This window comes from Georgenia soli, from assembly GCF_002563695.1.
Classification (GTDB): domain Bacteria; phylum Actinomycetota; class Actinomycetes; order Actinomycetales; family Actinomycetaceae; genus Georgenia; species Georgenia soli.
In genome coordinates this window covers 2,346,115-2,366,671 of sequence record NZ_PDJI01000004.1, presented here as the reverse complement: position 1 = coordinate 2,366,671, position 20,557 = coordinate 2,346,115, and the positions used below count along the sequence as shown (strand labels likewise).

The 20,557-nt window shown below is 69.4% G+C and carries 22 protein-coding genes; 12 read left to right on the top strand and 10 right to left on the bottom strand.

The window, feature by feature from the left end:
* Positions 1–35: 35 nt before the first annotated feature.
* Positions 36–734, top strand: coding sequence for a recombinase family protein (locus ATJ97_RS12035; RefSeq protein ID WP_211287200.1), 699 nt, complete (start codon positions 36–38; stop codon positions 732–734).
* A 65-nt stretch (positions 735–799) separates the two neighbouring features.
* On the opposite strand, the gene ATJ97_RS12030 is transcribed toward ATJ97_RS12035, so the two are convergent.
* From ATJ97_RS12030 to ATJ97_RS12020, 3 genes are all read right to left on the bottom strand, one after another.
* Positions 800–1,222, bottom strand: coding sequence for a hypothetical protein (locus ATJ97_RS12030; protein WP_098483950.1), 423 nt, complete (start codon positions 1,220–1,222; stop codon positions 800–802).
* 193 nt (positions 1,223–1,415) lie between these two features.
* Positions 1,416–1,880, bottom strand: a complete 465-nt coding sequence (locus ATJ97_RS12025; RefSeq protein ID WP_143427011.1) for a hypothetical protein — start codon at positions 1,878–1,880, stop codon at positions 1,416–1,418.
* 690 nt (positions 1,881–2,570) lie between these two features.
* The gene (locus tag ATJ97_RS12020) at positions 2,571–2,951 is read right to left on the bottom strand and encodes a hypothetical protein (protein WP_143427010.1); all 381 of its coding nucleotides are present in this window, start codon (positions 2,949–2,951) and stop codon (positions 2,571–2,573) included.
* Between the two features lie 146 nt (positions 2,952–3,097).
* Between ATJ97_RS12020 and ATJ97_RS12015 the strand changes: the two genes are divergently transcribed.
* Positions 3,098–3,352, top strand: coding sequence for a DUF2283 domain-containing protein (locus tag ATJ97_RS12015; RefSeq protein WP_170037415.1), 255 nt, complete (start codon positions 3,098–3,100; stop codon positions 3,350–3,352).
* A gap of 190 nt (positions 3,353–3,542) precedes the next feature.
* Positions 3,543–4,079, top strand: a complete 537-nt coding sequence (locus tag ATJ97_RS12010; RefSeq protein ID WP_143427009.1) for a class I SAM-dependent methyltransferase — start codon at positions 3,543–3,545, stop codon at positions 4,077–4,079.
* Positions 4,080–4,129: 50 nt separating this feature from the next.
* Here ATJ97_RS12010 and ATJ97_RS12005 read toward each other — a convergent pair whose 3' ends face one another.
* The gene (locus ATJ97_RS12005; protein WP_098483945.1) at positions 4,130–4,657 is read right to left on the bottom strand and encodes a hypothetical protein; all 528 of its coding nucleotides are present in this window, start codon (positions 4,655–4,657) and stop codon (positions 4,130–4,132) included.
* Positions 4,658–4,873: 216 nt separating this feature from the next.
* Between ATJ97_RS12005 and ATJ97_RS12000 the strand changes: the two genes are divergently transcribed.
* The 4 genes from ATJ97_RS12000 to ATJ97_RS11985 all read left to right on the top strand — a co-directional run bounded on the left by ATJ97_RS12000 (position 4,874) and on the right by ATJ97_RS11985 (position 9,238).
* Positions 4,874–5,404, top strand: a complete 531-nt coding sequence (locus ATJ97_RS12000) for an RNA polymerase sigma factor (protein ID WP_098483944.1) — start codon at positions 4,874–4,876, stop codon at positions 5,402–5,404.
* Positions 5,401–6,420, top strand: a complete 1,020-nt coding sequence (locus tag ATJ97_RS11995) for a CU044_5270 family protein (RefSeq protein ID WP_098483943.1) — start codon at positions 5,401–5,403, stop codon at positions 6,418–6,420. Before ATJ97_RS12000 ends, ATJ97_RS11995 begins: the two co-directional genes overlap by 4 nt.
* 1,471 nt (positions 6,421–7,891) lie before the next feature.
* On the top strand, positions 7,892–8,374 hold the full coding sequence (locus ATJ97_RS11990) for a cytochrome d ubiquinol oxidase subunit II (protein WP_143427008.1): 483 nt from the start codon (positions 7,892–7,894) through the stop codon (positions 8,372–8,374).
* Between the two features lie 66 nt (positions 8,375–8,440).
* Positions 8,441–9,238 carry a hypothetical protein gene (locus tag ATJ97_RS11985; RefSeq protein WP_143427007.1) on the top strand — a complete coding sequence of 266 codons (798 nt, stop codon included), beginning with the start codon at positions 8,441–8,443 and terminating at the stop codon, positions 9,236–9,238.
* A 39-nt stretch (positions 9,239–9,277) separates the two neighbouring features.
* Here the strand turns inward: ATJ97_RS11985 and ATJ97_RS11980 are convergent, their stop codons facing one another.
* The 5 genes from ATJ97_RS11980 to ATJ97_RS11960 all read right to left on the bottom strand — a co-directional run bounded on the left by ATJ97_RS11980 (position 9,278) and on the right by ATJ97_RS11960 (position 13,780).
* Positions 9,278–10,264: a hypothetical protein gene (locus ATJ97_RS11980; RefSeq protein WP_098483940.1), complete on the bottom strand. Its 987-nt coding sequence runs from the start codon at positions 10,262–10,264 to the stop codon at positions 9,278–9,280.
* A 462-nt stretch (positions 10,265–10,726) separates the two neighbouring features.
* Positions 10,727–10,987 carry a hypothetical protein gene (locus ATJ97_RS11975; RefSeq protein ID WP_143427006.1) on the bottom strand — a complete coding sequence of 87 codons (261 nt, stop codon included), beginning with the start codon at positions 10,985–10,987 and terminating at the stop codon, positions 10,727–10,729.
* A 167-nt stretch (positions 10,988–11,154) separates the two neighbouring features.
* Positions 11,155–12,141: a UDP-glucuronic acid decarboxylase family protein gene (locus ATJ97_RS11970; RefSeq protein ID WP_098483938.1), complete on the bottom strand. Its 987-nt coding sequence runs from the start codon at positions 12,139–12,141 to the stop codon at positions 11,155–11,157.
* Positions 12,138–13,109: a glycosyltransferase family 2 protein gene (locus ATJ97_RS11965; RefSeq protein ID WP_098483937.1), complete on the bottom strand. Its 972-nt coding sequence runs from the start codon at positions 13,107–13,109 to the stop codon at positions 12,138–12,140. The genes ATJ97_RS11970 and ATJ97_RS11965 overlap by 4 nt, the downstream gene beginning before the upstream one ends.
* Positions 13,110–13,324: 215 nt before the next feature.
* Positions 13,325–13,780, bottom strand: a complete 456-nt coding sequence (locus tag ATJ97_RS11960; protein WP_143427005.1) for a DUF1440 domain-containing protein — start codon at positions 13,778–13,780, stop codon at positions 13,325–13,327.
* A 312-nt stretch (positions 13,781–14,092) separates the two neighbouring features.
* Here ATJ97_RS11960 and ATJ97_RS19840 point away from each other — a divergent pair, with 312 nt between their 5' ends.
* From ATJ97_RS19840 to ATJ97_RS11940, 4 genes are all read left to right on the top strand, one after another.
* Positions 14,093–14,242 carry a hypothetical protein gene (locus ATJ97_RS19840; protein ID WP_170037412.1) on the top strand — a complete coding sequence of 50 codons (150 nt, stop codon included), beginning with the start codon at positions 14,093–14,095 and terminating at the stop codon, positions 14,240–14,242.
* A gap of 145 nt (positions 14,243–14,387) precedes the next feature.
* Complete coding sequence (locus tag ATJ97_RS11950; protein WP_098483934.1) at positions 14,388–15,620, top strand: zinc-dependent alcohol dehydrogenase; 1,233 nt, start codon at positions 14,388–14,390, stop codon at positions 15,618–15,620.
* 56 nt (positions 15,621–15,676) lie between these two features.
* Positions 15,677–17,338, top strand: coding sequence for an NAD-dependent epimerase/dehydratase family protein (locus ATJ97_RS11945; RefSeq protein WP_098483933.1), 1,662 nt, complete (start codon positions 15,677–15,679; stop codon positions 17,336–17,338).
* A 5-nt stretch (positions 17,339–17,343) separates the two neighbouring features.
* Positions 17,344–18,393 carry a zinc-dependent alcohol dehydrogenase family protein gene (locus ATJ97_RS11940; protein ID WP_098483932.1) on the top strand — a complete coding sequence of 350 codons (1,050 nt, stop codon included), beginning with the start codon at positions 17,344–17,346 and terminating at the stop codon, positions 18,391–18,393.
* 71 nt (positions 18,394–18,464) lie between these two features.
* On the opposite strand, the gene ATJ97_RS11935 is transcribed toward ATJ97_RS11940, so the two are convergent.
* A complete protein-coding gene (locus ATJ97_RS11935; RefSeq protein WP_098483931.1) occupies positions 18,465–19,202 on the bottom strand; it encodes a hypothetical protein in 738 nt (245 codons plus the stop codon).
* Positions 19,203–19,289: 87 nt separating this feature from the next.
* Here ATJ97_RS11935 and ATJ97_RS11930 point away from each other — a divergent pair, with 87 nt between their 5' ends.
* On the top strand, positions 19,290–20,408 hold the full coding sequence (locus ATJ97_RS11930) for a ThuA domain-containing protein (protein WP_098483930.1): 1,119 nt from the start codon (positions 19,290–19,292) through the stop codon (positions 20,406–20,408).
* The last annotated feature ends 149 nt before the right edge of the window (positions 20,409–20,557 follow it).

Genomic DNA, 20,557 nt, shown 5'->3' with positions numbered 1-20,557 from the left:
CAATCGGTCGTTTAAGTGACAAAGGGAGTGTCTCGGTGCTGGTCGGCTACATGCGGGTCTCCAAGGCCGACGGGTCCCAGACCACCGACCTGCAGCGCGACGCCCTCCTCGTCGCCGGCGTCAACCCCGGCGCCCTGTACGAGGACAAGGCCTCCGGCAAGACGGACAACCGTCCCCACCTCGCCGCGTGCCTGAAGGCGCTGCGGCCCGGTGACACCCTCGTGGTGTGGAAGCTCGACCGGCTCGGCCGCAACCTGCGCCACCTGGTCAACGTCGTCCACGACCTGACCGACCGCGGCATCGGCCTGAAGGTCCTCACCGGCCAAGGCGCGGCCATCGACACCACCACCGCCTCCGGCAAGCTCGTCTTCGGCATCTTCGCCGCCCTTGCCGAGTTCGAACGGGAACTCATCTCCGAACGCACCATCGCCGGACTCGCCGCGGCCCGCGCCCGCGGCCGCACGGGCGGACGCCCCAACAAGATGACCCCCGCCAAGCTCCGCCTCGCCCGGGCGTCCATGGGACAGCCCGACACCAACGTCGGCGAACTGTGCAAAGAGCTCGGCGTCACCCGCCAGACTCTCTATCGCTACGTCTCCCCCACCGGCGAGCTCCGCGACGCCGGCCGCCGGCTCATGGATCTGAGCCCCGGCAAGGGACAGGTCCGGGTTCCTGACCTTCACTGCGATAAGCCGGGGTTAGCGTTGACGGCCGTGACGGTCCTGCCGTTTTGAGGGCCGCCGCTTGTGTCGGCTGCGCTCCTTACTGGGCAGGGGCCGTTTGAAGTCAGGGTCATAAGTCATGACCATCGAGGCCAGGTCGGGAGGGAGCCGGGCAGCGGTGTATTCGTCGGTGAACGCGTACCGGGCCGCCGCGCCCATCGCGGATCCCGCCGGCAGCGCTCGTCAAGTTCCTTCCAGAGATCTCGACGGTCGGGGATCAGGCCGACGAGCAACCCAAGACCGACGTCCTCGGTGACCTCATCGTCGCCGATCTCCTGCTGAAGGATCGCGTCAAGCAGGCGCAGTGGGTCGGGGCCGTGGGCAATGTAGTTCTCCACCTCTTCCCGGGTGTCCCGGGCACCCCATTCGGGAGGGTGAATTCTGCCAGTGCGCACGTCCGCGACGTAGGCCGTGGCCAACTCGCTGGCCTCGCTGTCGGTGAGCCGGCGCCGGCCCGACGGCTCGCCGACGTGCTCAGTCAAAGCGTCACCCTTACTCACGCCGGCAAGTTACCGGCCCCGCCTGGGGAAGTTGCGCGCTTCTACCCTCGTTGGTGCCCGGCTAGTACCCTCGTTGGTGCCCGGCTAGCCGGAACCCGCAAGAACGCTCAGAGGTCGTTCGGGGACAGGCCGTCAGGCGAATAGCGGGTGTTCGTGTCCGAACGTTCGACGAAGTATCGAAGCGCGTGGCCGGTCACGCTTCTTCCTCGCGGTCGCGCCTCCGGCGAGCCCCAGGACGACGAACAAACAGTTGCACGATGGCGATGGTCCCGAGCGTCCCGCTGACGACCAGAATGACCCACCAGATCGGTGCGTACCGGCCCCCCGACCCGTTGCCGGCAAGCGAGATCACGCTGGCCACGGCCATCGCCAGCGAGGACATCAAGCTCAACGTGTAAGTCCGACGCGTAGCTGCTCCTTCGCGGCCGGTGTCTAGGTCGTTCACGTAACGCTCGGTCATGAAAGCCACCAGGACGAGCATCACGGCGGGCACCAGCAGGATCACGAAGATGAGGACTCCCACACCATTGCCGGACAGCACCGACCACGCCACCGCAGCCACACCGACGACAAATAGAAGCGCTGCCACCAGGTAGAACCGTCGCTTGCGCGCCACCACCCAACGATCCCGCGCGGTCGGTTCCTCCAGTTCGGCCATGCTGCGAAGCATCGCAGCGGCGGCTCTCGGGCGCTAACGATTGGGAGCACCCAGCCTCACTCATCACATCGGATTCGCTGTCGTTCCGCGGATGAGGCGTGACTCGCTCACCGCCACCACGAAGCGCAACCGTGGTGAAGCAACACCAGCGACACATGGAGCCAGCTTTGGCGGGTCGTAGCGAGAACCAGCAGGCTCATGTATGGCCGTAACCAACGTTGTCGGACAGGGCCTTCTTCATCACTCCCTGGCGCATCACTCCGAGCGCTTGAGATCGATCAGCGGCGGTGCCGGCCACCGCTATCGAGCGGTTCGCGCCTGACAAGATTCAGCATCCGGCGCAGCTCTTTGGCTTGCCGCTTAGCCGCCTTGGGCGTGGTGACCGTGAGGTCAAACCTCTAGCCTCCCCGGCAGAATCCCCTGACGAACCCCGCCCCGGAGTCCTTGACGGTCACGGTTCGGTGGGTGCCCTCAAGTGCACACAGCGTCGCTCCGCGATGCGGTAGCCGCACCCCTGACCGCACCGGGCGGACCATGGGGACCGCTCTTGCCCGGGACCGGAGAACAACAGCTCCCACTACCGGAACCCCAGCTGCTTCTGTGACGTCGCGAGCGTGCGGTTCTTGCGAGCCCGCTCAGGCGGCGGAGTGGGCGACGAGGGCTGCCACTCAATCAACCAAGGCTCCTCTTTCAACGCAGGTTGGCGAGAGACGCGAGGACTTGCTCGACGTCGCGGGCCAGTATCGCGAACAGGACTCGCTCGTCGCCGGTGCCGGTATCCGATTCGATGGCGATGATGCGCGTATCGCCATCGATAATGCTTGGGCCTAGCCCCAGAGGTTCGACGCGGATCACGTCGTACGACTCGGTCTTCGGCATGTCATGCCACGTGAAATCAATCCGCCCCGGTGAAACTGCGACTTCCCCTGCAAGCCACTTCGCCATGCGGGACTCTCGCATCGCGACATAACGGCCGCGACCAGCTGCGTCTCGCTGACGCTTCTTGACCACCATCCGCTCACCCGCGGCCATGCCGAGCCACGATCCGACTAGTTCGAGCAGCAGACCCATGAAAGAAATGTAGTGGGCGTTGCTACTCCCCGACGGGTAAACGTTCATGGGTCCACGTCGATGCAATCGGGCAGTCAGCCGCACAGTTCGGCTGTCTAAAATAAATGAGGCAAGCACGCCGTGCGGTGTGGCTCGACAATATGCGCATGATTGAGCGCGACGTTGCGATGGCTACCACGTTCGACGCCGAGGCGGACGCCGCCTACATCTATCTCGCTGGCGAGAGTCCCGTAGGCGGAGTCACTAGGACGGTTGTGGTCGAGGATCAACGGGTAGCCGGCATGGTCAACCTCGACTTCGACAGCGATGGTCGCCTGGTCGGCGTCGAGGTGGTGGGGGCCATGGACGTCCTCCCGCAGTCTCTCCTCGACGTCCTGTCTGCAGCTGGCCCGCGGAAGTAACCGCCGGCGTGGTCCATAAGCGAACGGTTTCGGACGGCTGCAACTGTGATGATCAAGCCAGCGAAGAGCCATCGGTAGCCCTCAGCCGTGTCCGATAGCGTGGCGGTTCGTGTGGGGACCTTACGCAGAGAAGTTCCGGGGCCTGATCCGAGATGGGGTCGACCTTGGAGCCGAGGCTCGCTTCCTCGACATGCTGCTGCCCAGAGCCAGCACAGTCCTCGATGTCGGGTGCGGCACCGGAAGCGCCGTGGCGCATCTGCGCGTCGCAGGTCATGAGGCATACGGGATCGACCCGGACGACACAGTCCTCAAGGTCGCATACGAGAACTTCGACGAGGCGTGGTACCGCTCCGGAGGTGGCGCAGATCTGACCGGACCATGGTTGTCGGCCCGTGAGCTGCCAACGACCTATGACGCTGTCACTTTGCTGGGCAACGTTCTCGCCTTCCTGCCAGCAGGGACGGCGGACGACCTCGCCGAACGAGTGGCAGCAGTGCTGCGCCCTGGTGGTCTCCTGGTCGTGGGGACGACCTCGGCGACAGGCAGAGTGACCATCGACCAACTGGACCGGGCCAGCGAAGATGCCGGCCTGCGCCTTGTCCACCGCTTCGCGGACTGGCACCTCAGCCCGTACCGGGAGTCCCCGTGGTCCGTGTCGGTCTACCAGGAGCCGAACGGCGCCCTGCACTTCGAAGGCCCGGACGGGATCTTCGTTCTCGCCGAATGAGTTGGAGACACGCCCTGGTGGCGCCGCCCCTCGCACGAGTCGGGGTGGACCTACCGTTGCGGTGGCATGGGCGACGGTGGTCGGTTCTGGAGGACGACACACTGCTCGTCCCCGACCGACAAGATCGTGTGGGCGTCGAGGTTGAGCGTATCCCCGGGATCCAGGTTGGTCGCCCCGTTCCGGCGCACCCCGTTGATCGCATTCAGGTAGGAGAGGTTGACGCAGAAGCGCTCGGCGATGAAAGCCCCCACGTCGCCCGCCGCCACGGTGTACTCCACGGGAATTCCTGCGTCATCCAGGATGGCCGTGCCGTTCGCGAACTCCCGTGTCCCACCATCGACGGGAACCTGCTGCTTCCAGCCGGCCACCGCCTCGGGATCCCCCGCTTGCGCGAACTCCAGGTCCGGGCAATCACCACCCTCAGCCGCTGGAGCCCGCGAGGTGGACGCAACGGCTGAGGGTTCCGGCTTGCTCACAACCGGCGCCGATTCGGAAGCCACCACTGTGTTGTCCGGGGTCGCGGTGTCCGAGGCGGTGCAGGCGGAAACGATGAGCGCAACGGCACACGCAAGCGACATGCACGTGAGTCTTTTACTCATCCGATCTCCCGCAAAGTTCCGATCCGCAAACAACTAACTTCAGCATTTGACAGACTTGCCAATATCGCACGGATCACTAGTGCACGTCCCTCAGAATGAGGTGGGCACCAGGGACCGCCTAATTCGGATGTGACGGACGGGCACCTGCCGGCCATGTATGGGTGACAAGGGTCCACCGGCAACGAGGCGGTCTGCATGTCCGACGAAGAACTATTCGATCGCCTCTACGAGGCGCATCTGCCCGACCTCCGGGCGTTCATCTATCGACGCATCCCACCGGCCCAGGTCGACGACGTCGTCGCCGAGACCTTCCTGGTGGCCTGGCGCCGCATCGCCGAAGTACCGGCGGAGCCGCGCCCGTGGCTGTTCGGCATCGCCCGCAGGGTGATGCTCACGACCAGGACACAGGGACGCTGGCTCGCCCTGCAGGTGCGGCTCGCGGCCGAACCGCCTGGCCGGCCACAGGAGCTTGCGGGCGATGTCGCGGCGCGCCTGGATCTGACGCGCGCCTGGAGCAGGCTCACCGCGGGTGAGCGCGAGGTGCTCAGCCTGATCGCCTGGGACGGGCTCACCGTCGCCGAGGCCGCCACCGTGCTCGGCTGCCAACCCGGCACGTTCCGCATGCGGCTCATGCGAGCCCGCCGCCATCTCCTCCACATTCTTGACCGCCTGCCCGCCGTCGAGGCGTGGCCACTACATCCCGTCACCGAGGGAGTACGCCCATGACGACCAACGACACCGTGCTGCGACAGCTCACCGAGCTCGACCCCGCACGCGACCTGGCCCCACCCACCCCTGCCCAGGCGGCGCACCTGCGCGCCAGGATCCCCACGCACGCCGAGGACCTGCCGGCCCCGGCACCGCTTCACCGGCCGCGCCGACGTCTCGCCCTGGCCAGCGCCGCAGCAGCCGTAGTCCTCGGCGTCCTCAGCACCGCCGTGCTGCCGGGCATCATCAGCGGAACGGGCACCACCGCCACGGCAGCCGCGATCCCGATGCTCGAGTACGCCGTCCCCGCTGGCGTCGACGCGGCTGCCGAGCTCGAACAGCTCGCCGACCACGTCCGGGAAACCGCGCCGCCCGACCCGGCGCCGGGCCCGTACACCTACACCCACTACCGCGAGTCCACCTGGGCCAGCGAAGACAGGGGTGATGGCGTCATCGAGCGGCACCCGCGCGAGGTCGAGCGTTGGACCTGGGTGGCCGCGGACGGGACGTCACGGACGCTCGACAAGACCGACGGCGTGACGGGCACCTACCAGGACTGGCCCGCCGAGGGGCACGGAACCGCGGCGGACCTGTCCGGCACCCCGGAACAGGTAGTGCGCCGAATCGCCGGCGCCGAGCCCGAGGAACGTGACGGCTGGGAGCTCATCGGGACGTACCAGTCGGACGTCTCGCGGTACGGGCAGTTCAGTGCCAAGGATCGGGCTGCGTTCTTCGAGGCTCTCGCCACCACTGACGTGACCAGCTACGGGAACGTCACCGACCGGGCGGGCCGCAAGGGCATCGCCTTCGGCTCGAGCTTCCAGCACGACGGCCTCGTCGATGAGTACCGCATCATCGTCGACCCGGACACCGGCGCGGTCCTCGGCTCCGAGGACGTCATCACAGGTCTGAAAGACGCAAGCGGAGAGGACGAGGTGGTCAAGAGCTATCTCGTCATCCTCGAGTCCGGCTACGCCGACGGACTGCCCGAATGCGGCGACATCGGCTGCCGCTCCATGGGTCTGCCCGGCTAAGACACGCAGACACAGCAAAGCGGGGCGGGGCGGGGCTGATAACGGCCCTGCCCCGCTGCGCTGCATTCACCTGTCGAACATTGGTGCACTGCTTAGGTTCAAGCACCAGCCCCGTTCTGGCTCGCGGGCATGACACTGCTGCTCCGCTCAACGCTGCGGGGGCCGTGGTCGAACGCCGGCTGGGCGCCCTCACCGCGCCCATCCTCCTCGCAGTCACCCTGCTCGCAACGAGCGGGTCGGTGCTGACCGAGTCGCGATGGCAAGCACTGACCTAGCGGAATCGCAGCAACCAACGAATCTTCACGCAGCGGGCAGGCCGTCGGTCGGCCTGCCGTCCTGGGATGGGCGCGGCGGAAACGGTGGTGAGGTCCCTCGGTGCTCTCTTCAACGAGCGATCCCCGGACATCCGGCGCGCACCCGGCAGAGACGCGACCGTTCATTCGGCATGAGCCAGTCCTCGCGGAGGCCCATGATCTGAGTCTGGATGCCCAGACCGGCGAGCGGGCGCTGAAGGTTTCAGCCAAGCGCACCCTCACAGCGAGCGGGGTTACGTACTACCCGAAGGAGAACCAATGAGTGGGTGGGGATGGGACGACAAGAGAAACAGATTTACCCCCGCTGCCAGCGGTGCCCTTGCAGGCTGGATAATCGGTGGCTTCTTGGCGCTCTTCCTCGGCGGAGAACTCCTCGACGCATCCTGGCTATGGCTCCCCGGGTGCTGGCTAGGTGCGCTGATCGGATGGTTCGTTGGCAAGAGCCGCAGTGCGAAGGAGAAGTGATGGCTACACACCCAACTGAAGAGAGGAGAGAAGGCGCCTGTCTGGCTCCCCGGGCTGGCAGCGGTAACGAACCTTTATGGACCATTGCTGATCGCGTGGGCGGTTTCGGGCGGCCGGCAGTCGCTCAACTCTTGAGTCCCAACTCGGATGCCGAACACACCTTTGGCCCGAGCCTGCGCGTGCTTAATCGACAAAATACGGCAGAAGCCCCGCGATGAAGATTACGCCCGTCAACACCCCCAGCATCCGATAATACTTTTGTCTACGCTTTCGCATGCGGGCAGATTCTCCCGGCGCGAAGCGCTCCTCTAGAGCGAGGACGACTTGCGGGAAGATTAATAGGACCACCGTTAAGGTGCCGAAGATTATGTGAGAGAGCAGAAGCAGTGGTGTATCTGGCATTCGCCTAACTCCCTTGGCCTGTAGTCATGACACCGACCCCGCACACCAAGTCCGGCGACAGATCGCCCGGTCCGCCCACGGTCCGCAGACTCGCCGACTCCAGTGGCACCTTGTGAGCATCCTTGCCCAACGTTGCTCGGAGTGGGCGATATTGAATGTTTCTCGACGGCCTTCCGCGCTTAGCCGACGAACTCAGCCGGTCCTGTCACGCCGCATCCGAACACCTGTAGCCAGCGAATGACGCGAGCAAACGCCGATCGAAACATACGTGTGTCTGGAAGAGTCCCCGCATGGGAGCGGTGTCGGACGCGCCGGATGACTCGGCTCGGATTTTGAGGACCCCGCCGCTGTCGTGGCGCAACCGCGTGCTTCTCGCAGTCGGCGTCGTCACGCTCGTAGGGCTCGGGGTTTGGACGCTCGTGAGCGGTGGCGAGCTCATTACTGTCGCCCCTCTTGCGTTGTCTGCCACCTTTTTGATCATCCGGTTCAGTCCGCGCCGGATCGAGCTCTGGCCGACCGAGCTTGCACTGTCGTCCCCGCTGCGGACTCGACGCATCCCGTACGCCAGCATCAAGTCCGTCCACGGGGACGCCGGGCGACTGGCATGGAGCATGGTGCTCCAGATGGACCTTCAAGACGGCAAGCGGATCAAGCTGCCGTTGGTGGAGACACCAATCGTTGAGACGTACGACCTCATCACGCGGCACGCAGGCATACAGGGTTCCTCGGAGATCCGGCGGGGAGAGGACGACGTCGACGAGGAACGCCCGTAGCGGGGACCGGGAAAGTTCATGCCCGGGCTTCACGGCCGCCACGAGCAAACACCAAGGGGAGTGACCATGAGCGACGGGTCGGACAGGAACGACGCTGTGCTTGTTGGCCAGTTCCGGCGTGAGTTCAACGCGTTCTGGAACCGCGGGGATTGGCACGACGACGACCGGCCCAACGATGAGTGGGATCCGATCGCGGACGCCGGGATCTCCGCATTGCGGCGCGGCGACCTTGATGGCGCGGTACATGCGATCGTGCATTACGTCAGTGACGAGATGGAGCTCGAGGTCTCCTCACGAACGGAGTCTGAGCTGCGCAGATTCCTGTCGGACTTCGCCCGTTCTGCCGGGTGGACGTCAACCCACCCACCTGCCCACAACCGTTCGCCCCTCTCAGGGCCCTCCCCCGCGGACGTCGAGGGCGAGCGGCCCGGCCCGGCGGCGCTCTGGAACATGATCGACGACTTCTGTGACTCCGTGCGACCCAGCGCACGTGTCAACGAAACACAGCTGGCTCCGCGCCTGCGCGCAGTCGAGGTCGTGCCGAACAACCAGCACGCGATCCCGCTGTCGATCATCGTCGGCCCGGACGAAGTGATCCTGGGACTCGGACACGACGGTTGCCGCTTCGAGCTCAGCGCCAACGATGCGCCCAACCGATCGGAAATCCGCGAGATCCTCGAAGCCGCGCGCAAGGGCCGCGCGGAAGAGGAAACATGGCGCCGCAGCTCGGAGTGCCGAGTATGGCTTGCCGATGGCACAGAGCTGAGCACCCGGACGATCCACGGCCTGACCCTCAGGTCCATGCGCGGCCCAAGCACCCTCCGGCACTACGAGCCGTACGACCCCTCACCAATTACGTCATGACGGGCAGGTCGTCAGTAACGTTTGTGCACGGTGCAGATGTCACGGCCTCCGCAGTGGTTCGATGGGCTGCTCGGTCGTCACGCCGTCCCACGTGGCGTACTGCGAGAGGAGCAGTTTGTCTTCCGCCCAGATTTCGATGCTCTCGGGGTTCGCCTCGAGCAGTGCCCGACCGAGCTCGGGGGTCCACCGAGCTTCGTAGGTGTGAGGGTCCGCCCGCTGGAATCCCGCCGAGTCAAGGAGTGCCCGGTCGAAGGGAGCTACCTGGACGCGCATCCGGGTGGCTCCGGCGGTGGACAGCCATGTCACCACGTCCTCCCACCACGATCTGAACATCTCGTCCTGGCGTGATTCCGGGAGCTCGTTGAACCACCTCGGCAAGTCTCGCTCCTCCAACGGAAGAGGATCGGAAACCTGCGACAGCGCGATGACACCGAACGCCGGGTGGGAGAAGTTCGAGCACAGCCCGACTGTTTGATTGCTCCTCCGCCGACGACGGTGAAGGCGCGCCGTGACGCGTTGTGCCTTTCGCCGGGCGTGGAGCTCATCAAGGCGCACGAGCGGGGCCACGGGGCCGAGCTCGTCGACCAGCACATCACGCTCCTCGTCGGTCAGGGCCGCCACGACGGAGTAGCCGGAATCATGGAAACTGCCAAGCTCAAGGCCGCCTGGGCCGTAGAGCCACACTCCAATTGACCAGGGCGCGTAGCCGCGCAGGATCTCCCACTCGGCCTCCTGGCTGAGGTCGAGGTGGACTGCCATCGCGGGGTCCGAGAGTCCGAGGCGGTGCAGGAGCGATCGGTGCCGTTGCTGGCTCCCGCGCTGGCGGATCCATGCTTGGGCGGTGGCGGCCGAAGTGGTCAGCTCGTCGGCGTAGTCGGTGTACGCGTCGATGATCGCCAGTCGCAGGTGAGGGCGCAGCACCTCGAGGGTGGCGGTGCACACGAAGGTGGCTTCGGAGCGGTCGGTGATGTCCTTTTCGACGGCGTACTCCTGGCGAGGTAGTTCACCATCTGCGTTCCTGTGCACCGTCACATCCTTGTGCACAAGACGCCGGCACCGCGGCTGAACTCGCACCGTCGCAAGGCTCAGTAGCCAACGGTTATGAACACGTCTTCGACGAAGCATGAGGCAACGGCGCACTCACTTGCGGCGTCGACCGGTCGTGTACACGACAGCGCCACACACAACTGCTGCTGCGAGCGCGACGCCGATCCATACCCCGGATCCGCACGGGACCACGTAGCCCAAGTACGAGTAGCACTCGGGTGGTTGACGGTCGATCCCAGACGCTGGAGCGAGGAACACGTACACCACGACGACCGCGGCAAGAGCAGTAACGATTGCGGGCAAGACCCCTCGTCCACCGGAAGGGCTCCGACTTCGGTCAGTCCCGGAAAGGCTACTCTGGCGTTCTCGCACTCAACTCGTCCCTTCGACCAGTCGGAGCCGCGAGTGACGGGCTCCGGGGGATCACCAAGTATGGCGCTTCTAGGGGATTCCCCGATGTGGTGACTCTGTGTCGGCGAGCGTGGCTCTCGGGGCGATCAGCGCCTTGACGATGATCGAGGCGACGATCAGGCCGATGCCGAGCTGACCGGCAACGCCGACGGCCAGCAGAACGACGGAGGGAAAGTTCAGCGCGACTGCCGATCCGTACAGGAGCCACTCCGAGACGAACTGAAAGGCAGTCAGACCGGCGCCGAGCCAGAACATCTGGGCGGCCGACATCTTTGGCGGAACGCTCAACATGAACGGAACTTATCCCACGACGCGAGGGGGAAGTCCCGAACCGACCGAGCAACTCGTCAGCCGGAGAATGGACGACTGAATTCGACGGCGAACCTCTCGTGTCATTCATGCCGCGAGCACCCGGCGCGCGCGGGAAGAACGCCTCTCGCCGGCCGCGCAGCACCGCCTCACGCCGTTGCGCTGAGCGCCTCCCGGAACCACGCAACCGTCCGGTCGAGACCCTCGGCCCACCGCACCGTCGGCCGCCAGCCGAGCACCTCGGCGGCGAGCGTGGTGTCCGGCCGGCGCACCTTCGGGTCGTCCACGGGCCGCCCGACGAACGTGATCTCCGAGCGGGAGCCCGTGGCGGCCCGGACATCCTCGGCGATCTCGAGCACCGAGCGCTCGTGCGGGTTTCCGATGTTGATCGGCCCGGGGTGGGCGCTGGCCGCCATGGCGAGCACGCCCGCCACGAGATCGTCGACGTAGCACACGGACCGGGTCTGGCTGCCGTCCCCCGCCACCGTGATCGGCTCGTTCGCGAGCGCCTGACGGATGAAGGTCGGGATGGCCCGGCCGTCGTTCGGGCGCATGCGCGGGCCGTAGGTGTTGAAGATGCGAACGATCCCGGTGTTGACCCCGTGGGTGGAGCGGTAGGCCGTCACCAGCGCCTCGCCGTACCGCTTGGCCTCGTCGTAGACGCCGCGGGGCCCGATCGGGTTGACGTGCCCCCAGTAGTCCTCGGACTGCGGGTGCACCTGCGGGTCGCCGTAGACCTCCGACGTCGAGGCGATGACGAAGCGCGCCCCCTTGTCGCGGGCGAGCGCGAGCGCACGCTCCGTGCCGACGGAGCCCACGCGCAGGGTCTCGATGGGCATCTCGAGGTAGTCCACGGGCGAGGCGGGCGAGGCGAAGTGCAGCACCAGGTCGACGTCGCCGCGCACGTGCGCGTTCTCCGTCACGTCGCAGTGGATCAGCTCGAAACCGGGCCGGCCCACGAGATGGGCGACGTTCGACGGCGTGCCGGTGAGGAAGTTGTCCAGGCACACCACGGCCCAGCCCTCGGCGAGCAGCGTCTCGCACAGATGGCTGCCCAGGAACCCGGCCCCACCGGTCACCACCGCTCGGGGTTGCGCCGTGCCTTCCGAACCCTTGACGCTGCGCACCGATCTCATACGTCGCCTCCATAGCTGCCGGCGCCCACGCGGGCGTCCTCGGTCGTGCCCGCCCACGCGGGCGCTCGTCGCTCGGTCACCACCGCACTGGCGTCCGCCGGACGAGGCGCGGGTGCGTCGTCGTCGAGAAGCGTGAGCAGCTCGAGCACCTCGGGCGGCGCGGGCCGACGGGTTCGCACAGCGGCCGGCAGGTCGCGCAGCGCGTCCCGCACGCCGTCCCGGCGCGGCCCGCCTGCCTGCCAGGCGTCCCGCACACGGCCGACGACGTCCCGCCAGGGCAGTCGCATGACGGCGGTCAGCACCGCGGAGCGGGTGATGGCCCGGGTCCGCCGGTCCGGCGAGTGCCGCACGGGCGAGGGGTGGTGGTGGATGACGACGTCGTCGAGGTAGCTCAGCGCCCAGCCACCTGTCGCGAGATCGAGCGCGACGCGCTCCTCCTCGCCGGGGAACCGCACCACGGGGTCGAAGCCGCCGACGGCGAGGAACGCGTCCCGGCGCACCATCGCCGCACAGGCCACGAAGCCGAGGATCGGGACGCCGGACATCCCCGGCACGGCGGGGAGCGGTGACCGTGCCATGAGGTCGCACACGGTGTCGGTCCGCTCCTCGGCGCCCACGAGGATGTGAGCGTTGAGCAGGCCGAGGTGCGGGTTCCGCGCGAGGGTGCCGGCCGCGCGGGCAAGCGACGCCGGCGCCCACCAGGAGTCGTCGTCGGCGAACGCCACGAAGGGGGTGCGCGCACGCCGGACCCCGATGGTGCGGGCGAACGCTCCTGCGTTGCGGCGCAGCCGGACGATCTCCACGTGCGGGTGCGCCTCGCGCACCGCCTCGACGCTGCCGTCGGTAGACGCGTTGTCGACGTAGATGACGGGCGCGCGGTGCCGGGCCAGCGAGGCGAGCAGCTCCTCGCGGCGGTTCCGGCTCGCCACCACCACCGTCACGCGCGAGTCCTCCACCGCCGCGCTCATGCGTCGATCCCCGCCATCCCGCCTCCTGCCCCATCCGAGCCTGTAGGGCCCGAGTCCAGCTCTCCGGCCCGGACGGGCCCGCTGCCAGTCACCGTGGCACGCACCACCGGGGCCCGCATCCGGAGTGACGGACCGCACGCGCTCGGCGGAATGCCGCCGGACAGCGGTCGGTTGTACCGGTCGACCGGCCCGGTCCTTGCCCCCGGGCCTCACCTTCAGCCGCTGCGAGCGGCCTTCCGCCGAGAGGCGGCAGCCGGGCCGGTCATCACCTCGAACAGGCCGGCCACGGTGAGCCCGTAGACCACGTGCCCGGCGAGCCCGCGCAGGTGGGTCGCGAACGGGTACGCCCGGGGCGGCGCCGTGAAGCCGAGCAGCGGGTTGGCCACCTCGTCGACGACGACGGCGACGGACAGCCCGTAGGCCAGCCCCGCGGTCACGGGGCGCAGGCCGAGCCGTCGCCGCAGCACGACGTACCCCGGCGCGAGCACCGCTCCCGTCGCGTAGTGGAAGGCCTCGCCGAGGCGCTCCGCGCGCTCCGGCTCCACCTCCCTGCCCACCAGCGCCACAGCCTTCTGGATGACGACGGCGTAGGCGACGCCCTCGCTGGCCTCCTCCCGGCGCCTCGACGCCTCGGACTGCCGCTCGTAGAAGGCCGTGGTGGTCCTGTTCATGGCCCACGCCGCCCAGAGCCCCGCGACGACCGCCGCCAACGCGTCCCCGGCGAGCTGTTTCCGCGTCGATCCTTCACCGGCCACGGTTCCGTCCCTCCCGCGGGGCGCTCCGTCGGGACGCCGCTCCGCCGCGCAAGACTCTGGTCCTGGTCCCATGCTGCTCCCTTCCGTCGTCGCCGGCAGGAGTTCGGACCGCATGGGTGCGGGCAGGCGTTCCGCCGCATCCTGGCGGGCGCGGACCCGCACCACCCGAGGCCCCCGGCCGGTGCTGCCCGGATGCGGCGCTCCGACGGCGGTGCCACCGTTGGTCCCATGAGCGACACAACCACACCTTCCGAGCAGCCGTACGACGCGTCGCAGGACCCTGACGCCGACCCGGAGCAGCTGGAGTCGCGCGAGCCCGCCGACCAGCCCGACCAGGCCGAGGGTGAGAACGGCGCGGACGACTCCGGCGGCGCCTGAGGCACGAACGCCCCGGGCACAGGTTCGCCGTCGCCCCGGGCAGGTCCGCCCGCCGGGACGACACGTGGGCCCAGCCCGCCCGCGGGCCGACCGCCGCGCCCGGCCGACGGCACACACCGCACCCCCGCAGAGAAGAGGAGAACGCGTGCGCGCACTGACGTGGCAGGGCAAGGAGGACGTCCGGGTCGAGAACGTCCCGGACCCCACGCTGAAGGACCCGACCGACGCCATCGTGCGCATCACGTCCACCGCCATCTGCGGGTCGGACCTGCACCTGTACTCGGTGCTCGGCCCGTTCCTCGAGCCCGGTGACGTACTCGGCCACGAGCCGATGGGCATCGTGGAGGAGGTCGGCGCCGACGTCACCCACATCAGGCCCGGCGACCGCGTGGTCATCCCCTTCGTCATCGCGTGCGGCTCCTGCTGGATGTGCACCCAGGGCCTGCAGACGCAGTGCGAGACGACCCAGAACCACGAGCACGGCAAGGGTGCCTCGCTCTTCGGCTACACCAAGCTCTACGGGCAGGTCCCGGGTGGCCAGGCCGAGTACCTGCGCGTCCCGATGGCGCACTACGGCCCGGTCCCCGTCCCCGACGACGGCGAGCCCGACGAGCGCTACCTCTACCTCTCCGACGTCGTGCCCACGGCCTGGCAGGCCGTGAAGTACGCCGACATCCCGCCCGGCGGCACCGTCACCGTGCTGGGGCTGGGCCCGATCGGGCAGATGTCCGCCCGGATCGCCCGCCACCTCGGCGCCTCCCAGGTGATCGGTGTGGACCTGGTCCCCGAGCGGCTGGCGATGGCACGGCGGCACGGCATCTCGACGCTGGACCTGAACGACGCCGGCGACGACTTCGGCGAGTCGATCAGGGACCTCACCGGCGGGCGCGGCACCGACGCGGTGATCGACGCCGTCGGCATGGAGGCGCACGGCTCCCCCGTCGCGAAGGGCGTGCAGGCCGGCGCCGGGATGCTGCCCGACTTCCTCGCCCGCCCGCTCTTCACCAAGGCGGGCATCGACCGCCTGGCGGCGCTGCACGCGGCGATCGACGTGGTACGCCGGGGCGGCACCGTCTCCCTCTCCGGCGTCTACGGCGGCATGGTCGACCCGATGCCGCTGATGGACATGTTCGACAAGCAGCTCAACCTGCGCATGGGCCAGGCGAACGTGCGTCGCTGGATCGACGACGTGCTGCCGCTGGTCAGCGACCCGGCCGACCCGCTCGGCGTCCTGGACCTGCGCACCCACCGCATGTCGCTGGAGGACGCGCCGCACGGGTACGAGATCTTCCAGAAGAAGGACGACGGCGCCGTCAAGGTGGTCCTCGACCCCTCCCTCCCCGCCACGACGGCGGCCGGCGAGGCGCAGCAGCAGTAGCGGCGCGGGCCGCGCCGCCCGGGCTCACCGGGTGACGACGACGGAAGGACTTCGCGATGAGGGTCGCAGTGGTCGGGGGATCGGGGAACGTCGGCACCGCCGTCCTGGAGGCGCTCCGCGGCGCACCCGAGGTGGACTCGGTCGTCGGCCTCGCCCGCCGTCTGCCGGACCGGGGCGCCGAGCCGTACCGGTCCGCCGAGTGGGTCACGCTCGACATCGCGGCGGAGGCGGCCGACGACGCGGAGGAGGAGGCGATCGTCGCGCGCCTGGCGCGGGCGTTCGAGGGAGCGACCGCCGTCGTCCATCTGGCCTGGCTGATCCAGCCCAACCACGACCGGGACCTGCTGCGGCGCGCGAACGTCGAGGGCACCCGCCGGGTGGCCGAGGCCTGCGCGCGTGCCGGGGTGGCGCAGCTGGTGTGCGCGTCCTCCTGGGCGGCCTACTCCCCGGTCGACGACGACGTCCCGCGCGACGAGACCTGGCCCGCAGGCGGCATCCCGTCCTCGCACTACGGCGTCGACAAGGCCGCCCAGGAACGGGTGCTCGACGAGTTCGAGGTGGCCCACCCCGAGGTCGTGGTCACGCGGATGCGGATGGCGCTCGTCTTCGCGGCCGATCGCGGCGCCGCGATCGGCCGTTACTTCCTCGGCCCGCTCGTGCCGCGCGCGCTGCTGCGCCCCGGCGCGCTGCCGTTCCTGCCGCTGCCCAGAGGTCTGCGCGTGCAGGTGGTGCACGCGGAGGACGTCGGCCAGGCGTACCTGCTCGCGATCCTTCAGCGCGCCGGCGGGGCCTTCAACGTCGCCGCCGACGAGGTGCTGCTGCCCGGGGACCTCGCCCGGGTGCTCGACCACGGGCGCTTCTTCGAGGTGCCGCCGAGCGTCATCCGCCCGTTCCTCCACTACGCCTGGAAGTTCCGGCTCCTCGCCTCCGACGCCGGGTGGCTCGACATGGCGATGGGCGTGCCCGTGATGGACGGCGCCCGGGTGCGCCGCCTCCTCGGCTGGCGGCCGCGGCACGACGCCGAGTCGACGCTGCGCGAGCTGCTCGTCGGGATGGTGGAGCTGCGCGGCCGGCCGAGCGCGCCGATGCGCCCGGACGCCCGGCAGTACCGAGGGCCAGACACCAGCACCGGCAGACGCTCGACCCGACGGAAAGGGACCACCATGACAGGTCAGCACACGAACGGGGCGGCGTCCGCACCCGGCTCGCACGCTCAGGGGGCGATCGACCGCGAGCTGCTCGGGATCTACCTCGCCGACCACCTCACCGGCGCCACCGGCGGGGCCAGCCGCATCGAGCGGATGGCCAGGTCCTACGCGGACACCGAGCTCGGTCCGGAGCTCTCCGCCCTCGCCACGGAGATCGCGGGGGCCCGGGAGGAGCTCGCCGGGCTCATCGACCGGCTGGGCCTGCCGAGCAAACCCCACCGGCAGGCGGCCGCCTGGGTCGCCGAGCACGTCGGCCGGCTGAAGCTGAACGGCCGGCTCCTCAGCCGGTCCCCGATGAGCGTCGTGCTCGAGCTGGAGCTCATGCGCTCCGCCGTCGCCGGGCAGCTGGGGCTCTGGCAGGCCATGGTTGACCTCGCGCCGGACCTCGGCCTCGACGCCGAGCCGTTCCGCGAGCTCGCCGAGCGCAGCCGCGGGTTCCAGACCCGCCTGGAGCGGCTGCACGAGCACGCCCGCGTCAGCGCCTTCCGCGCCGACGAGAAGATCAGCTGACCGCCATGCTCGCGACGACGATCCACGCCCCCGGTGACATCCGCCTCGAGGAGGTCCCCGACCCGCACGTCCTGCTGCCCACCGACGCCGTGGTCCGGGTCAGCGCCGCCTGCGTGTGCGGCTCCGACCTGTGGCGCTACCGCGGCGTCGTCCCGGTGAACCGGCCCGGGCGGATCGGGCACGAGTTCGTCGGCGTCGTCACCGACGTCGGCGACGAGGTCGGCACCGTGACGCCCGGCGACTTCGTCATCGCCCCGTTCTCCTACAGCTGCGGTACGTGCGTGAACTGCCGCAACGGCGTCCAGACCTCCTGCGTGCGCGGCGGCTTCTGGGCCGGCCGCGACCGGGACGACCTCCCCGTCGACGGCGGACAGGGCGAGCAGGTCCGCGTCCCCCTCGCGGACGGCACGCTGGTCCGCACGCCTGAGGTGCCGGACGACGCGCTGCTGCCCGGCCTGCTCGCCCTCACCGACGTCATGGGCACCGGCCACCACGCCGCCGTGCGCGGCGGGGTCCGCCCCGGCAGCGTCGTCGCGGTCGTCGGCGACGGCGCGGTGGGCCTGTGCGCCGTCCTCGCCGCCCGCCGCCTCGGCGCCGAGCGCATCGTGATCTTCTCCCGGCACCCCGACCGGCAGGACATCGCCCGCGGCTTCGGGGTCGACGACGTCATCACCACCCGCGGCGACGAGGGTGTCGAGGAGCTGCAGACCCTGCTGGACGCCCCGGGCGCCGACGTCGTGCTCGAGGCCGTCGGCAACCAGGACTCCATGGAGCAGGCCGTCGCCGCCGCGCGCCCCGGCGGCTCCGTCGGCTACGTCGGGGTGCCGAACGGCATCACCGAGCTGCCGATGCGGGCGATGTTCAACCGCAACGTGGGCCTGGCCGGCGGCGTCGCCCCGGTCCGCGCCTACCTCGAGGAGCTGCTCCCCGAGGTGCTCGACGGCAGGCTCTCCCCCGGCGCCGTCTTCGACCGGACCGTCCCGCTCTCCGACGTCGGCGAGGCCTACGCGGCGATGGACCGGCGCCAGGCGGTCAAGGTCATGCTCCGGCCCTGACCGGGCGGGACCCGGGAGGCGGCGAGCAGCGGGCGGGACGACCGGGCCTGAACGTGCCCCGTCGTGTCTCGCTACGGGGTCGACTCGTCGGGGTGGTCGGCGAACTCACGGGGGATGGAGGCAGGGTCCCCGTCGGGGGTGAGGAACAGGTGCACATGGCCACCGCCGCTCCCGATCATGAGGCTGTCCAGCTGCGCCGCGCCGGCCAGCCACAGCTCGACCGCGGCGTCACGGCGGCCCCCGGGGGCGCCGGGGTCGTCGGCGGCCGAGGTGCTCGCCGTCGCGAGGTCCCGCAGCGCGGCGTCGAGCAGGTCCACCGCGCCCAGGAGCGCCGCACGGGTGACGGTGTGCTCGCTCGTCCCTTCCGGCACGGCGGCCAGGGTCGCCCGCGCTGCCGCGACCTCCTGGAGCCACCGGTCCGACGCGGCCGGGTCCGCCGCCGGTCCCGTGCCGCGGCCGACGGGCAACGTCTCGGAGACCTCTGCCAGCACCGGCATCAGCCGGTCGTACGCCTGCTCGGCGGCCGCCGACAGCTCCGCCGCAAGCTCGGCACGCTCGGCGGCCTGATCCTCGGCGAGCTGCGCGGCGATCGCCTCGACTGAACCCGGTTCCGGCTCCTCCTTGCCGCCCGCGTCGCCAGGGGCCGGGGCGGCGCCGTCGTCCGCGGTGCCCGCGCCGGCGGCCGGAGCGTCGCTCGCCCGGCCGACGGCGTAGCCGGCACCACCGGCGCCCAGCACGGCGAGGACGGCGACGAGGACCGCCGTGCGGACATGTCCCGGCCGACGGCGTGCGGGTGGGGGTGCGCTCACGACTTTCCTCTTCGTTGACGGCTGTGTCCGGTTCACCCTAGTTTGTTCTACAGCCGTACTAATACGGCATCTCGACGAAGGAGCGCAATGAAGCGACAGCACAGACCTGCACTTTTGGGCACCCTGGGCGTCTCCGCCGCCCTTTCCCTGGTCGTCGCCATGGCGCCGGCCCAGGCCGCGGACGAGGACTACGACGTCCTGGTGGTCGGGAAGACGACCGGCTTCCGGCACAGCAGCATCGACGAGGCGACGACGGCGATCATGGCCCTCGGCGAGGCGAACGGCTTCACCGTCGACGTGTGGGACCCGCCCGTCGCCGGACGTAGCCCCGGCCAGCCTGAACGGACCCTCGAGACGACCCCGTTCACCAACGCCGACAGCCTGGCGAAGTACGAGACGGTGGTCTTCGTCTCGACCGTCGACGGGACGAACAGCCTCAACCCGGCCCTGCCGACGCTCCTCGACGCCTCCGAGCTGGAGGCGTTCCAGGGGTACATCCGCGCCGGCGGCGGCTACACCGGCGTCCATGCGGCGACGGACACGATGCACACGGTCCCCTGGTACGGGCAGCTGACGGGCGGCGGCGCCCGCTTCATCAGCCACCCCGCGCAGCAGACGGCGGTGCAGACCGTCGAGGACGGCACGCACCCCTCGACGGAGCACCTCGACGACACGTGGACCCGGTTCGACGAGTGGTACAACTTCACGGAGAGCCCGCGGCCGGTCGTGCGCGTCCTGACGAACCTCGAGGAGAGCACCTACAACGCGGGTCGAGGCGCCATGGGTGAGGACCACCCGCTGTCCTGGTGCCACAACTTCGAGGGCGCCCGCTCCTGGTACACGGCCGGCGGCCACACCGAGGCGTCGTACACGGACCCGGCCTTCCTCGAGCACCTGCTCGGCGGCATCGCCTGGTCCGCGGGGGCTGTGAGCGGCGGCGGCGACTGCGTCACCTGGTACGAGGTGGACACGCTGATCACCGACCTTCAGGACGACGGTTCCGTCTCGCAGCAGGCGGCCACCCAGATCCGCAGGCAGCTCGACAAGGCACAGTCGCTGGCCGACGCCGGCGAGTCCGGCGAGGCGGCCGACAAGCTGAACGCGGCCGCGGCGCAGGTACGTGCGCACGTCTCCGACCAGGACGCGCGCGAGCTCCTCGCGGGCAAGGTCGCGGACCTGCAGACCTGGCAGCGGGGGATCGGCTGACGATCTCCTGACTTCCGGGAGCACGGCGTCGACCCTTCGGCGTCATGACGCGGCGCGACGGTCGGAGCGGGTCTCCGGCCGTCGCGCTCGTCGGCGGGGCGCGCGCCGGGGGCCCGTCGCGCTCGTCGTCGGGGCGCGTGCCGGGATCC